The sequence below is a fragment of the Arthrobacter sp. UYCu712 genome (assembly GCF_040547005.1).
GTDB lineage: Bacteria > Actinomycetota > Actinomycetes > Actinomycetales > Micrococcaceae > Arthrobacter.
This window is the reverse complement of record NZ_JBEPOZ010000005.1, coordinates 13,892-27,284: the sequence shown is the minus strand read 5'-3', so window position 1 is coordinate 27,284 and position 13,393 is coordinate 13,892. Positions and strand designations below refer to the sequence as shown.

General features: G+C 69.1%; 12 protein-coding genes. 4 read left to right on the top strand and 8 right to left on the bottom strand.

Annotation, left to right across the window (positions count from 1 at the left end):
* The first annotated feature begins 3 nt into the window (after positions 1-3).
* Positions 4-843: a metal-dependent hydrolase gene (locus ABIB51_RS06820; protein WP_354186756.1), complete on the top strand. Its 840-nt coding sequence runs from the start codon at positions 4-6 to the stop codon at positions 841-843.
* A gap of 62 nt (positions 844-905) precedes the next feature.
* Here ABIB51_RS06820 and ABIB51_RS06815 read toward each other — a convergent pair whose 3' ends face one another.
* From ABIB51_RS06815 to nirB, 6 genes are all read right to left on the bottom strand, one after another.
* On the bottom strand, positions 906-1,148 hold the full coding sequence (locus tag ABIB51_RS06815) for a hypothetical protein (protein ID WP_354186755.1): 243 nt from the start codon (positions 1,146-1,148) through the stop codon (positions 906-908).
* 53 nt (positions 1,149-1,201) lie between these two features.
* The gene (deoC, locus tag ABIB51_RS06810) at positions 1,202-1,939 is read right to left on the bottom strand and encodes a deoxyribose-phosphate aldolase (protein ID WP_354186753.1); all 738 of its coding nucleotides are present in this window, start codon (positions 1,937-1,939) and stop codon (positions 1,202-1,204) included.
* Between the two features lie 152 nt (positions 1,940-2,091).
* Positions 2,092-2,952, bottom strand: coding sequence for an FAD-dependent oxidoreductase (locus tag ABIB51_RS06805; protein WP_354186751.1), 861 nt, complete (start codon positions 2,950-2,952; stop codon positions 2,092-2,094).
* A gap of 148 nt (positions 2,953-3,100) precedes the next feature.
* Positions 3,101-4,261, bottom strand: coding sequence for a uroporphyrinogen-III synthase (locus ABIB51_RS06800; protein WP_502916088.1), 1,161 nt, complete (start codon positions 4,259-4,261; stop codon positions 3,101-3,103).
* Positions 4,262-4,275: 14 nt separating this feature from the next.
* A complete protein-coding gene (gene cobA, locus ABIB51_RS06795) occupies positions 4,276-5,319 on the bottom strand; it encodes a uroporphyrinogen-III C-methyltransferase (protein WP_354186749.1) in 1,044 nt (347 codons plus the stop codon).
* Between the two features lie 2 nt (positions 5,320-5,321).
* Positions 5,322-8,006 (bottom strand): nitrite reductase large subunit NirB, encoded by a 2,685-nt coding sequence (gene nirB / locus ABIB51_RS06790; protein WP_354186747.1) that lies wholly within the window; start codon positions 8,004-8,006, stop codon positions 5,322-5,324.
* Positions 8,007-8,265: 259 nt separating this feature from the next.
* Between nirB and nirD the strand changes: the two genes are divergently transcribed.
* The gene (gene nirD / locus ABIB51_RS06785) at positions 8,266-8,658 is read left to right on the top strand and encodes a nitrite reductase small subunit NirD (RefSeq protein ID WP_354186745.1); all 393 of its coding nucleotides are present in this window, start codon (positions 8,266-8,268) and stop codon (positions 8,656-8,658) included.
* Here nirD and ABIB51_RS06780 read toward each other — a convergent pair.
* Positions 8,655-10,397: a phospho-sugar mutase gene (locus ABIB51_RS06780; RefSeq protein ID WP_354186743.1), complete on the bottom strand. Its 1,743-nt coding sequence runs from the start codon at positions 10,395-10,397 to the stop codon at positions 8,655-8,657. The genes nirD and ABIB51_RS06780 overlap by 4 nt on opposite strands.
* Positions 10,398-10,526: 129 nt before the next feature.
* On the opposite strand from ABIB51_RS06780, the gene ABIB51_RS06775 reads away from it, so the two are divergent.
* Complete coding sequence (locus ABIB51_RS06775) at positions 10,527-11,012, top strand: RrF2 family transcriptional regulator (protein ID WP_354186741.1); 486 nt, start codon at positions 10,527-10,529, stop codon at positions 11,010-11,012.
* Here ABIB51_RS06775 and ABIB51_RS06770 read toward each other — a convergent pair.
* Positions 11,009-11,827: a purine-nucleoside phosphorylase gene (locus ABIB51_RS06770; protein ID WP_354186739.1), complete on the bottom strand. Its 819-nt coding sequence runs from the start codon at positions 11,825-11,827 to the stop codon at positions 11,009-11,011. The two genes, ABIB51_RS06775 and ABIB51_RS06770, sit on opposite strands and share 4 nt — an antisense overlap.
* Positions 11,828-11,931: 104 nt before the next feature.
* On the opposite strand from ABIB51_RS06770, the gene ABIB51_RS06765 reads away from it, so the two are divergent.
* Positions 11,932-13,347, top strand: a complete 1,416-nt coding sequence (locus ABIB51_RS06765; RefSeq protein ID WP_354186737.1) for an NAD(P)H-quinone dehydrogenase — start codon at positions 11,932-11,934, stop codon at positions 13,345-13,347.
* Positions 13,348-13,393 lie beyond the last annotated feature (46 nt).

Genomic DNA, 13,393 nt, shown 5'->3' with positions numbered 1-13,393 from the left:
AGAATGATGGGAGGACATCACGCCGCATCGGGAGCCGCGGCGTGGGTGGCGATCGCCTCGACCGGGCCCTACGCGCTGGGCTGGTACCCGCTGGATCCGACCGGAATCGTGATCGGCGGGATGGCGACGGCGGGGACGGCCCTGGTCTGCGACTGGGACCACCGTTCCAGCACGATCGCGCACTCGCTGCCGCCGCTGTCCAACGTGATTGCCGTGGGCATCGAAAACGCCAGCGGCGGGCACCGGCAGGGCACCCACTCGGTGCTGGGCGCGGCGTTCTTCGTGCTGCTCGCCGCGATGGCCGGGCAGTTCCAGCTGCAGACCGACTGGGGACTGCTGTCCGTGGGCGCCGGGCTGCTGTGCATGTTCATGATCAACATCGCGGCGAAGGCCCTGAAGCTCTTCCCGAAGTACGGCTGGATCAGCAACTGGGTCTTCGCCCTGGTCATGGCCGGACTGGTGACGTGGTTCGCGCCGCACCAGTGGACCTGGCTTCCCGTCTCGATGCTTACCGGCGTGCTGGTGCACATTGTGGGGGACATGATCACCACCGGGGGAGTGCCGCTGCTCTGGCCGCTTGTGATCAAACCGCCGAAGGTCCTGCGAAAATTGCCGCTGCTCAAGGACGTCTGGAAAGCCAACGGGGCGTTCTCCATCCCGCTGCTGGGCCGGGCGGGTTCGCGGCGGGAATGGTTTGTGCTGATCCCGGTCAGCGCCTACGCCATGATCGGCATGTTCGGCGCTGCCCTGGCGCTCGGCAAGGCGCACTTTCCGGCCGCCGTCGCGCTGGGCACAGGGCTCATCAGCAGCCTCTTCGGCGGGCTCCCCGGCGGCCGGCCGTAACCAGCACCGTTAAATGACTGAAGCTCCGGAAATCCGGAGCTTCAGTCGTTTAAGCGTGGCGTTTAGTCTTCGCCGGCCGAATCCGAGCGGCCCATGATGGTCTGCGGGATCCAGAACGAGGCGGCAAACAGGGCCAGGCACGCGGCCATCGGCCAGGGGTTGCCCAGCGTCAGGAAAGACAGCGAGTACAGGGACGCGAGGAACAGGACCATCATCACGGAAAAGATGACGATGGTCGAGCCAAGGTTGTTCTCGGCCGGCGCTGCCTGCGCGCTCTGCTGGTTCTGCTGGGTGTTGCTGGACATTCGTTCCTCCTCGGCCCCGCGGGGCTCAAAACTGTGGCGGCTGCCGGTATGGATCAGTACGCGGAGGAACCCTGTTCACCCTTGACGATCGCGATGCCGGAGCTGGCGCCAATACGTGTTGCACCTGCAGCAATCATAGCCTGCGCATCGGCCAGGGAGCGGACGCCGCCGGAGGCCTTGACGCCGAGTCCCGGGCCTACCGCGCGGCGCATCAGGGCGATGTCCTCCGCGGTGGCGCCGCCGCCGTTGAAACCGGTGGAGGTCTTCACGAAGTCGGCACCGGCTTCCACCGCGGCCTCGCAGGCCAGGACCTTCTGGGCATCCTTCAGCAGGGCAGTTTCGATGATGACCTTCAGGATGGCTCCGCCGTCGTGGACGGCCTCGGCAACGGCCGCGATGTCATCAACCAGCGCGCCCTTGTCGTTGGCGCGGGCGGCGGCGATGTTGATGACCATGTCCACTTCTTCCGCGCCGTCCAGCACGGCGCCGCGGGCCTCGAAGGCCTTGACGTCGCTCGGGGTGGCGCCCAGCGGGAAGCCGACCACGGAACACGTCAGGACGCCGGAGCCCTTGAGCGCAGTCTTGACGGTCTTGACCCAGAGGGGGTTCACGCAGACCGACTTGAACTTGTATTCGGCGGCCTCGGCGCAGACCTTGAGGATCTCGGCCTCGCTGGCCTCCGGCTTGAGGAGGGTGTGGTCGATGTAGGAGGCGATGTTTCCGGCGCTGGCCGGGGCGTCCGGCGTGGCGGGGGTGGTGCTGCCGGCGGCCGTGGTGGCTTCGTTGCTCATGGTGGTCCCTTTCCTGGCGGGCCTGCTTCTGTGTTGTCCCGCTGGGGCCTTGTAGGCCCGCGGACACCGCGTTAATCGCGGCTTCTCAGGTGTCCATCTTGCCATAAGGGGTCCGCCGGCAGGCCGCCCACGGGCCTGCCGGCGCCGCGTGCCTACGCGGCGTGGCCGAGGGGGTCGGCCAGGGTGGCCTGCAGCAGCTGCGAGGCGCACACCGAGGCGGCAGACGCGGCTGCCACCAGCAGTCCCAACCGCACGCCGTCGAACACTGCGGCATCCCCGATCGCCCAGATGCCAGGCACCGAGGTGCGGAAGTCCTGGCCGATCACGATGCCGCCGCGGGGAGCGGTTTTGAGCCCGGCACTGACGGAGAGGGCATCGCGGGCGATCCGATCCTCCGCCAGCACCACCAGGTCGCCGTTCATGGTGGAACCGTCTGCGAAGACGACGCCGGATGCCGGAAGCGTGGACCCCGCAAGGCTGGGGACGACGGCGGCGGGGCGCTGCGTGGTGCGGACGGGACGGACGCCCCTGGCCCGGAGCACGGCCTCCGCCTGCCCGGCGGCGGTCCCGGTGCCCACCAGGATGCCGAGGGGACGCCGGCCCAGTACCCGGGTGACGTCCTTGACGGCCTCGCCCAGCCCGGTGGCGTCGTCGATGGTGGAGTAGCTGAGGCACCGGCCGGCGCCTTCGAGCGGCGCGCCCTCGGGGGAGGATCCGGTGGCGATGACCAGCTGGTCGTAGCTGAACTCCAGCCCGTCCGCCGTCGTCACCCGCTGTCCGTCGGGATCGATGTAGCTGACCGGCTGGCCGAAGCGTACCGAAACCTGCGGCAGGGCAGCGAGCTCAATGAGCTCGGCCGGGGCACTGTCCCGGTTGCTCAGCACCGTGATTCCGCCGGCGAACGGGGTCCGGGTCAGCTGCCGGACGAGGGCCTGCGCGGCCGGGCCGGCCCCGGCGATGACGATCCGGGGCCGGGTCTGGGAATCGGGTGTTGCGGTGGGGGTGGCGGACATGGTGTGGCCCTTTCGCTGGTGGCCGGTGGTGTGGCCTGCGTGCTTGATGCACCCAGCGTAGGCGGCGGGTTTTTCCGGCGTGTTTCCCGGGTGTTGCCGTTTCCCCGGTGCCCGTTCGCCAGTATTTACCGGCCGGTAATGTCCTGGGTCACACCCGGAGCCGGTAGCCGCGCTTCACGACGGTTTCCACCAGCCGGCCGTCCGGCAGCGAGGAGCGCAACCGGCTCACGGTCATGTCCAGGGCGTGGACGGAACCCCGTAGCTCCAGCAGTTCGGACAAGGCCTCGCGGGACAGGACCGCCCCGCCGGCTCCCAGCAGGGCCCGGAGCAGCAGCAGCGGGGCCGGCGCCATGTCCACGGCCTCGCCGTCGATCCGCAGCGAGCGGCCGCGGAGTTCGACGCTGCCCGAGGCGGTGTCCAGGCGGCGGACGTGGTTCAGGGCCAGGTGTTCGCAGACCAGCCTGATGAGCGCGCCCATCCGGAACCGTTCCGGGACGAGCGGCTGCAGCCCGGCATCAATCAGGGGCTGGGCCGTGACTGGACCCACGACGGCGGTGGCGACGTTCGTTTTGAGGCTCTCCACGAGCTGTTTGTACAGGCCCATCTCGTGCGCGGTGCTCCACATCGCGTCGACGGCCGGGGCGCTCGTGAACGTCAGCACGTCGAGGTTGCCGGTGCAGGCCGCCTCGATCAGGCGCGGCAGCCGGTCCGCGCCGTCGGGCTTGACCCAGCGGTACGGGGTGACGGTCAGGACGGTGGCGCCGGACATCCGCAGCCGCTCCAGCTGGCGGACGTCGGTGTAGCCGTGCAGCTGCACGGCTACGGTCTTCCCGCGCACGCCTTCGGCCAGGAGCATGTCCACGAGGGTCGCGGTGGTTTCGTCGCTGCTGATCCCGACGTCGGCCAGTCCGGCCGCCCGGACGGCGCCGCGGGCCTTGGGGCCGCGGACGAACATCCGGGTGGTGCCGAGGGTTTCGAGCAGCTGCTCGCCGATACCGAACGTATCCGCGGCCTCGCACCAGCGGCGCATCCCGTAGGCGGTGGTGGCGATGCAGAGCTCGGGTTTGGCATCGATGATGGCGCGGGTGTCCTCGATCAGCCGCAGGTCCTCCTGCACCGGGGCGATCTTCAGCGCCGGCGCGTGCAGCACCTCGGCGCCGCGCCGTTCCAGGGCTTCGATCAGGTCCTGGGAGCGCCGGTGCGACGTGACGCCGATCCGGAACCCCTCGAGGGGAAGTTCGGCCTTCTCCAGGCCTTCCCCGGGGGCGGCGGCACCGGGTACGGCGGTGGCGGGGGCGATGGCGTTCAACGCATTCACTGCTCTCACGCGCCCGTCAGGGACGCGGCGAGGCGGTCCAGTTCGGCGGTGGCTTCGGCGCAGCCGCGGTTGGCTTCGGCCACCCGGACCACGTCGCCGATCACCAGCACGGCCGGGTTGGTGCAGTCCGCGGCCGCGGTGGTGATGGTGCCGAGTTCGGCGATGGTGGTGCGCTGGCCGGGGCGGTAACCGCGTTCGATGACGGCCATCGGCATGTCGGGCCGCATCCCGGCGCGGCGCAGCCCGGCTGCGAGCTGGCGCAGGGTGCCGATGCCCATCAGGACCACGATCGTCCCGCCGAGCCCGGCTAGGCCAGCCAAGTGAGTGTGTTCCTTCTCGGTCAGCGGGGCGTGGCCGGAGACCACGGTGAACATGTGGCTGACCTCGCGGTGCGTGACCGGGATCCCGGCCGCGGCCGGGACTGAGATGGCGCTTGTGACGCCGGAGATGACCCGGACGGGGATGCCTGCCTTCACGCAGGCCGCGACTTCCTCGCCGCCGCGGCCAAAGACGTACGGGTCGCCGCCCTTGAGCCGCACCACGCTCTTGCCTGCCAGGGCGGCGGCGACCATCAGCTCCTCGATCCCGGACTGGCTGACCGGGTGGTGGCCGGGGCGCTTGCCCACGTCCACGAGTTCGGCCGTGCTCAGCGAGGGAAGCTCCTGGTAGGGGGCGAGCCGGTCGTAGAACACGACGTCGGCGTCCCGCAGCGCCTTGACGGCCGCCACGGTCAGCAGCTCGGTGGTTCCGGGGCCGCCGCCCACCAGGGTGACGTGGCCGGCGGGACCCGCGGCGGGCTCGGCCGAGACCGGGATGCCGTTCTCGCGGCACCGCTCCAGCAGGGCTTCCCAGCCAGGCTGGCCGTCGTCGACCGCGGCCACCAGGAAGGGCCGTTCGGGCAACGGGCCATCGTGCGGCGCGCCGGCCGGTGTGCTGAGCCGGGAGACGAGTGCGCCCGCGGCCTCGAAGCGCCGGACGGCCTGGCGGGCGGCGTGGTCCGAACCGGTGACCAGGACTTCGCGGCCGGTGAGATCAATGCTGAGCTGCATGGCTATACCTCGTTCTCATCGCGGGGCCTCATGGGGATGGACGCACCGATCATCACTGGCTGCTGGGCGGCCAGCGCCTTCTCCTCTGCCGTGGCCGGGCGCATCTGGCCGCGCTCGTCCGGGACGAAGGTGATGGAGTCGTCCTTCTGGTCGGGGGCGTTGACGAAGGAGCGGAACCGGCGCAGGCGCTCGGGATCCTTCAGGGTGTCGGCCCACTCGTCGACGTAGGTGTCAACATGCTTGGCCATGGCGGCCTCGAGGTCCTCGGCGATGCCCAGGGTGTCGTGCACCACCACGTCCTCGACATGTTTGATGCCGCCGTCGAGCTCCTCCTGCCACCGGGCGGTGCGCTGCAGGCGGTCGGCCGTGCGGATGTAGTACATGAAGTAGCGGTCAATGTACTTGAGCAGTGTTTCGTCGTCGAGGTCCTTGGCCAGCAGCTGGGCGTGCGCCGGGGTGGCGCCGCCGTTGCCGCCGACGTACAGGTTCCAGCCGTCAGCGGTGGCGATGACGCCGACGTCCTTGCCCCGGGCCTCGGCGCATTCGCGGGCACAGCCGGAGACTCCCATTTTGAGCTTGTGCGGGCTGCGGAGGCCGCGGTAGCGCAGTTCCAGCGCGATGGCCATGGCCACCGAGTCCTGCACTCCGAAGCGGCACCAGGTGGAACCGACGCAGGACTTTACCGTGCGCAGGCTCTTGCCGTAGGCCTGGCCGGACTCGAAGCCGGCGTCCACAAGCTCCTTCCAGATTTCCGGGAGCTCCTCCAGCCGGGCGCCGAACATATCGATGCGCTGGCCGCCGGTGATCTTGGTGTAGAGGTTGTACTTATCGGCCACGGCGGCGATGACGCCGAGCTTCTTCGGGGTGATCTCGCCGCCGGCGATGCGGGGGACCACGGAGTAGGTGCCGTCCTTCTGCATGTTGGCGAGGGCGCGGTCGTTGGTGTCCTGCAGGGTGCCGCGGCCGGCGTCCAGGACGTAGGCGCTGTTCTGGCTGGCCAGGATGTTGGCGATGGTCGGCTTGCAGATGTCGCAGCCGTCGCCGGTCCCGTACTTGGCCATGACCTCCTCGAAGGAGGTCAGTTCCAGGACGCGGATGGTCTCGAAGAGTTCCTGGCGGGAGAGCTCGATGTGTTCGCAGAGGGCATTGGAGACGGCGACGCCGGACTTGGTCAGTTCGGTTTCGAGCAGCTTCTTGAGCATCGGCACGCAGGAGCCGCAGCTGGTGCCGGCGCGGGTGCAGCCCTTGAGCTCGCCGAGTTCCTGGACGGGGGCGTTGCCGTCGCAGGCCCCGCAGCCGTTGACGGTGTCGCGGATGGTTCCGGCAGAGACGTTGTTGCAGGAACACAGGATTGCGTCGTCCGGGAGTTCGGTGTCCGGGGCGTCGCCGCCGCCGGCCGCGGTGAGGTACGCGCCGGGTTCGGCGGCCAGTTGGCGGCCCAGCATGGGGCGGAGGCTCGTGTAGGGCGAGGCGTCGCCGACGAAGATTCCGCCGAGGAGGGTCTTGGCATCGTCCGTCGTGACGATCTTCTGGTAGACGCCCCGGGCGGGGTCGGCGTAGACGATCTCGAGGGCGTGCTCGGTGCGGGCGAAGGCGTCACCGAAGCTGGCGACGTCGACGCCGGACAGCTTGAGCTTGGTGGCGGTGTCGAAGCCCGGGAAGGTCGCAACGCCGCCGTGCAGCCGGTCCGCGACAATCTCCGCCATGGTGTTTGCCGGTGCCACGAGGCCCAGGCACATGCCGCCGAAGTTGGCTACCTCACCGATCGCCCAGATGCCGGGGACCTCGGTTTCGCAACCGTCGGAGATGACGACGCCGCCGCGCGGGCCGAGCTGGAACTGCGGGGCGATGCCTTCGGTTTCCGGTCCATTGGCTGCGCGGAACAGTTCGTCGCGGGGCCGCACACCGATCGCGACGATCACGATGTCGGCGTCGATGATCCGGCCGTCCGCCATGAGGACGCCGGTGACCTGGCCGTCGTCGTCGGAGAGGACCTCCGAGGGGAACACGCCGCCGTGGACGGTGAAGCCCTTGGCTTCGATGAGGCGGCCCAGGGCCTGGCCTGCGCCTTCGTCCAGCTGGGTGTTCATGAGCCAGGGGGAGCCGTTGATGACGATCGGGGCGGCGCCGAGCTGCTCGGTGCCGGCCGCGGATTCCAGGCCCAGGAGGCCGCCGCCGATGGTGACGGCGTTGACTTTGCGGCCGAACTTGGCCGTCAGTTCCGCGATCGCCTGGTTGATGGCCCGGACGTCCTCCAGGGTGCGGTAAACGTGGGTAAGGTCGGAGCCGGCGATGGGCAGGCGGGCCGCATCGGAGCCGGTGGCGACGACGAGCTCGTCGTACGGGTACACAGTGCCGGCTGCGGTGGTGACGCTTTTGCCTGCGGTGTCGACTGCCGTGACGCGCTCGCCGGTCCGGAGGCTGAGGGCCTCGTGGTCCCACATGGAGGCGCTGCCGAGGGTGAGGTCCACGCTGCTGTCCGTGAGGGCCTTGCTCAGTGCGACACGGTCATAGGGGAGGTGCGCTTCTTCGGTCAGGACCGTCACGTGCCAGCCGTCGAGGCCCCGGGAGTGCATGGCGTCCGCGAAGCGGTGGGCTGCGGGGCCGCCGCCGGCAACCACAACATGCCGTGGGTTCTTGGCGCGCTCTGCGCCCAGGTTCTGGGGGCTGGAAGTCTGTCCGGTCACTGTGGGCCTTTCGCATGGGCCGCAGACGGTGCTCTGCAGCTTGTGTACCCAGACTAGGTATCTGCAGTTTCGCTTCAGTTTCCCTTATGTTTCGTGATCTTAACTTCTGCATCACGACTGCGTTTCCGAGGGGGTGAGTTCTCTTTTACCCGCCGGACACATTGGGCGCATCCGGATGAAACACCGCGGGCCTAGCTTGGATATGTGGCCGCAGCAGCGGTCCGGCCCGCAAGGGATGTATCAGAAGAGAGGGGCCGGGATGACCGCCGTACTTGAAAGCGCAGTACTCGACGCATCACCCGACATCGAGGATCAGGCTGCTGGGTCCGGAGCCGGCTGGCACCGTGTGTGTGCCGTGGCGGACCTGGAACCGGCATGGGGCGAGGCGGCGCTGATCGCGGGCCGCCAGGTGGCCTTGTTCCGCACCGTGTCCGGTCAGGTTTTCGCCGTCGCACAGGAGGACCCGGCCACCGGGGCCAATGTGATGGCCCGCGGTATCACGGGGTCCCGCGGGGACCGCCCGACAGTGGCTTCACCGCTGCACAAGGAGGTCTACGACCTCGGTACGGGGGAGTGCCTCGGCACCCCGGCCCTGCGGCTCGCAACCTTCTGTACCCGGATTGTGGGCGGGTACATCGAGGTCGAGCTCTAGAGTCCCAGGGCCTCGCGGACGTCGGCGAGGACACCGTCCAGGGCGGCGCGTGCCTGGAGCCGTGCCTCGGGCAGTTCCGCCGCCGAACCGACGCTGCGGATGACCTCCAGGTAACACTTGAGCTTGGGCTCGGTCCCGCTGGGCCGGATGATGACGCGGCTGAGGTCCCTGGTCAGGTACAGCAGGCCTTCGGTCGGCGGGAGGTGCTCGCTGCCTTCGGCCAGGTCCGTGACCGTCTCGACGGCGGAGCCGCCAAAGGACTCCGGCGCGCTGACGCGCAGCCGGTTCATCATGGCGTCCAACAGGCCAAGGTCCGCCACCCGGATGCTGAGCTGGTCGCTCGCGTGCAGGCCATGGACGAGGTACAGCTCATCGAGCGTGTCGAAGATCGTCTTGCCCTCGGCCTTGGCCGCCGCCGCGAACTCGGCGATCAGTACCGCGGCGGAAATCCCGTCCTTGTCCCGGACGAGTGACGGCGCGACGCAGTAGCCCAGTGCCTCCTCGTAGCCGTACAGCAGGCCCGGGACACGCGCGATCCACTTGAAGCCGGTGAGGGTTTCCTCATGGGCATAACCGGCGGCAGCCGCGATCCTGGCGAGCAGCCGCGAGGACACGATCGAGTTCGCGAAGACGCCCTCCGGCGCCTCGTCACCGGCGGCCGCGAAGCGCGCCACGACGTGCGCGCCCAGCAGGGCGCCCACTTCGTCGCCGCGCAGCATCCGCCAGGCGCCCGTGTCCGGATCCTTGGCGGCAACCGCGGCGCGGTCGGCGTCGGGGTCGTTGGCGATCACGATGTCCGCGTCCACCCGGGCCGCTGTCTCGAGCGCCAGGTCCAGGGCGCCGGGCTCTTCCGGGTTCGGGAAGTTCACGGTGGGGAAATCAGGGTCCGGTTCCGCCTGTTCCGTGACCAGCGTGACGTCGGCAAAGCCGGCCGAGTGCAGCACGGCCACGGCGGTTTCGCCGCCCACCCCGTGCATCGGGGTCAGGACAATCTTGAGGTCCCGGGCCGGGAAATGCGCGGGGACGGCGAGGGCAGCGACGGCGGCCTCGTAGTCCGAGGCGATGGTGCGGTCCAGCACCGTCCAGCCGTCCTTGGCCAGGACGATGGACTCCAGAGCGCCGGCGGCGTCGATCCTCGCCGCGATCAGGGCGTCGTAGGGTGCGACGATCTGCGCGCCACGGCCGCTCTCCTCCACGGCGTGCCGGCCGAGGTAGACCTTGTAGCCGTTGTCCTGCGGGGGGTTGTGGCTGGCCGTCACCATCACGCCGCCGTCGCACTCCAGGGCCCGCACCGCGTAGGCGAGCAGCGGAGTGGGGAGGGCGGCAGGCATCAGGAAGGTTTCAATCCCGGCGGCGGTCAGGATCGCCGCGGTCTCTTCGGCGAAGATATCGGAGTTGTAGCGGGCGTCATAGCCGACGACGGCGCGCGGCCGGGTGCCGGGGGCGGCCTGCTCGACGGCGTTGGTCAGGAAGGAGGTGAAGCCAGCCGCGGCGCGGCGCACCACAACGCGGTTCATCCGGTTCGGGCCGGGCCCGAGTGCCGCGCGCAGCCCGGCGGTGCCGAACTGCAGGGTGCCGCCGAAGCTGTCCGCGAGCTCCTGCCGGGCCGCGGCGGTGCCGTTGTCCGTGAGCTGGATCAGCTCGGTGAGCGCGGCGGCGGTGGCCGGGTCCGGATCCTGGGCGGCCCATGCTCGGGCATCGCTCAAGAGTCGTGACAGTTCGGCATCAGAAGACGTCATGGGTACCAAACTATCCGCAATCGGCGGGGAATAGTTCCCGCGACAAGCGGGACGGCCTTAGGGTTCGGTCACGCCGGGCGGTGCCGGCAGCCTTGACACCGATTTTTCCGGACACGTAACGTCTGGAATATGAAGATGGGCCGTGGGGTGGAATGGGCCGTGCACAGTTGCGTCAACATGTCCTGGACGCCGGCGGGGGAAGCCGTCAACTCCGCCCGGCTTGCGGAGTACTACCAGCTCCCCAGCGCGTACCTGAACAAACAGCTCCAGGCGCTGGTCAGAGCCGGTGTCCTGACCTCGGTCTCGGGTCCCCGGGGAGGCTTCCACCTGGCACGCCGGCCCGAGAACATCACGGTGCTCGACGTTGTCCTGGCGCTGGAGGGCCCCGAGCCGGCGTTCCGCTGTGAAGGGATCCTGGGAAACGTCCCCGATGCCGATCCCGCGGTGAACCATGTCCGGACCTGCCTCATCTCGCAGACCATGCGGCAGGCCGAACTGGTGTGGCGGCAGGCCCTGGCGCGGCAGACCATCGCCGGAATCGCCGACTCCATGGAGCGGCGGTTTCCGGACGACAGGCAGAAAGCGCTGGATTACCTTGCCGTCGAAGGCAATTAGAGCTTGGCGATGATCTCCGCGAGCAGCCGGGAGATGCGCGGGCCCGCGGCCTGACCGGCTTCGAGGACTTCCCCGTGGCTCAGCGGGACCGGGCTGATGCCCGCGGCCAGGTTGGTCACAAGCGAAATTCCGAAGACCTCCATGCCGGCGTGGCGGCCGGCGATGGCCTCCAGCGCGGTGGACATGCCCACCAGGTCGGCGCCGATCCGCTTGGCGTACTGCACCTCGGCGGGGGTCTCGTAGTGCGGTCCGGTGAACTGTGCGTAGATGCCTTCATCCAGCGAGGCGTCGACCTCGCGGGCCAGGGCGCGGATCCTCGAGGAGTACAGGTCCGTCAGGTCCACGAAGGTGGCGCCTTCCAGCGGGGACGTGGCGGTGAGGTTGATGTGGTCGCTGATCAGCACCGGGGTGCCCGGAGTCCAGGCCTCGTTCAGGCCGCCGCAGCCGTTGGTCAGGACCAGCGTCTTGCAGCCTGCAGCCGCAGCGGTGCGGACGCCGTGGACGACGGCGCGGACGCCTTTGCCCTCGTAGTAGTGGGTGCGCGCGCCGAGGACCAGGGCACGCTTGCCCTCCTTGGTCAGCACCGAGCGGATGGTGCCCACGTGGCCCACCACCGACGGCTCGGAGAAGCCCGGTACCTCGGAGGCGGACAGGGTGGCGGTGGTCTCGCCGATCAGTTCGGCGGCGTCGCCCCAGCCCGAACCGAGCACGAGGGCCACGTCGTGGGCCTCAACGCCGGTCTCCTCGGCAATGTAGTCGGCGGCGGCGCGGGCGGCGTCGAAGGGATCAGTGTTCAGGAATTCTGTTGTACTCACCGGTACAAGTTATCGTGCCGGTGCCGTGCTGCCCAGCACCGCACCAGTATGGTGCACGTCCCTTTTCTTGGAGGGCCGGGGCAGATGGGGGAGAATGAACGATTGTGACTACGCATCCCGATTTCAGTTCACCCCGCATCGCAATTCTCGGCGGAGGCCCCGGCGGCTACGAAGCCGCCATGGTCGCCGCCTCGCTGGGGGCGAAGGTCACCATCATCGAACGCGCCGGGCTCGGCGGTTCCGCGGTGCTGACCGACGTCGTCCCCTCCAAAACGCTGATTGCGACGGCGGACCTGATGACCCGCGTGGGCGAGGCCGGCGAGCTGGGCGTCAAGTTCGACCTCAACGGAGGCGACTGCTCACCCACGATGCGCGCCGACCTTAAGCACATCAACGACCGCCTCCTGGGGCTGGCGCGGCAGCAGTCGACCGACATCCAGAAGGGCCTCGAATCCCAGGCTGTCCGGATTGTGATCGGTTCCGGCCGGATGCTGGACAACCACACCATCGAGGTCATCACCGTCGACGGCACCGAGACCATCGAAGCCGATGCGATCCTCCTGGCCGTGGGCGCCCACCCGCGTGAGCTGCCCACCGCACGGCCGGACGGCATCCGTATCCTGAACTGGGCCCAGATCTACGACCTGGACGAGCTCCCCGAGGACCTCATCGTGGTGGGCTCCGGCGTCACCGGCGCCGAGTTCGCCTCCGCGTACAACGGCCTGGGCTCCAAGGTGACCCTGATTTCCAGCCGCGACCGGGTGCTGCCGGGTTCCGACACGGACGCCGCCGAGGTCCTCGAGGGCGTCTTCGAACGCCGTGGCCTGAAGGTCCTCTCCCGCTCCCGCGCCGAGACCGTGGAACGCACCGAAGACGGTGTTGTGGTCACGCTCGGCGACGGCTCCACGGTGACCGGAAGCCACTGCCTCGTCTGTGTCGGCTCCATCCCCAACACCGACGGGATCGGCCTCGAGGCGGCCGGGGTTGCCCTCAACGAGAGCGGCCACATCAAGGTCGACGGCGTCTCCCGCACCACCGCGCCGAACATCTACGCCGCAGGCGACTGCACCGGCGTCCTGGCCCTCGCCTCCGTGGCGGCCATGCAGGGACGGATCGCGATCGCCCACTTCCTGGGCGACAGCGTCACTCCGCTCAAGCTGCACCAGGTGGCCTCGAACATCTTCACCTCGCCGGAAATCGCCTCCGTGGGCGTTTCCGAGGCCGAGATCGAATCCGGCAAGTACCAGGGCGACGTCGTCAAGCTCTCGCTCAAGAGCAACGCCCGCGCCAAGATGCGCAACCACAAGGACGGCTTCGTCAAGATCTTCGCCCGCAAGGGCTCCGGCACCGTGATCGGCGGCGTCGTGGTGGGGCCGAACGCCTCCGAGCTCATCTTCGCGATTTCGCTCGCGGTGACGCAGAAACTGCACGTCGACGACGTCGCGAGCACCTTTACGGTGTACCCGTCCCTGAGCGGTTCCATTTCCGAGGCCGCGAGGCGCCTGCACGTCCACATGTAACTTCCGGGCGGGCCCGCCCAAGATCCGGTGGCGCGACGAGCACTCC

Bases quoted from the DNA above. Each gene is read 5' to 3' on its own strand.
- nirD (WP_354186745.1), top strand. From the start codon at position 8,266: ATGACCGCCGTACTTGAAAGCGCAGTACTCGACGCATCACCCGACATC.
- ABIB51_RS06780 (WP_354186743.1), bottom strand. From the start codon at position 10,397: ATGACGTCTTCTGATGCCGAACTGTCACGACTCTTGAGCGATGCCCGA.
- cobA (WP_354186749.1), bottom strand. From the start codon at position 5,319: ATGCAGCTCAGCATTGATCTCACCGGCCGCGAAGTCCTGGTCACCGGT.
- ABIB51_RS06815 (WP_354186755.1), bottom strand. From the start codon at position 1,148: ATGTCCAGCAACACCCAGCAGAACCAGCAGAGCGCGCAGGCAGCGCCG.
- ABIB51_RS06775 (WP_354186741.1), top strand. From the start codon at position 10,527: ATGAAGATGGGCCGTGGGGTGGAATGGGCCGTGCACAGTTGCGTCAAC.
- ABIB51_RS06805 (WP_354186751.1), bottom strand. From the start codon at position 2,952: ATGTCCGCCACCCCCACCGCAACACCCGATTCCCAGACCCGGCCCCGG.
- deoC (WP_354186753.1), bottom strand. From the start codon at position 1,939: ATGAGCAACGAAGCCACCACGGCCGCCGGCAGCACCACCCCCGCCACG.
- ABIB51_RS06820 (WP_354186756.1), top strand. From the start codon at position 4: ATGATGGGAGGACATCACGCCGCATCGGGAGCCGCGGCGTGGGTGGCG.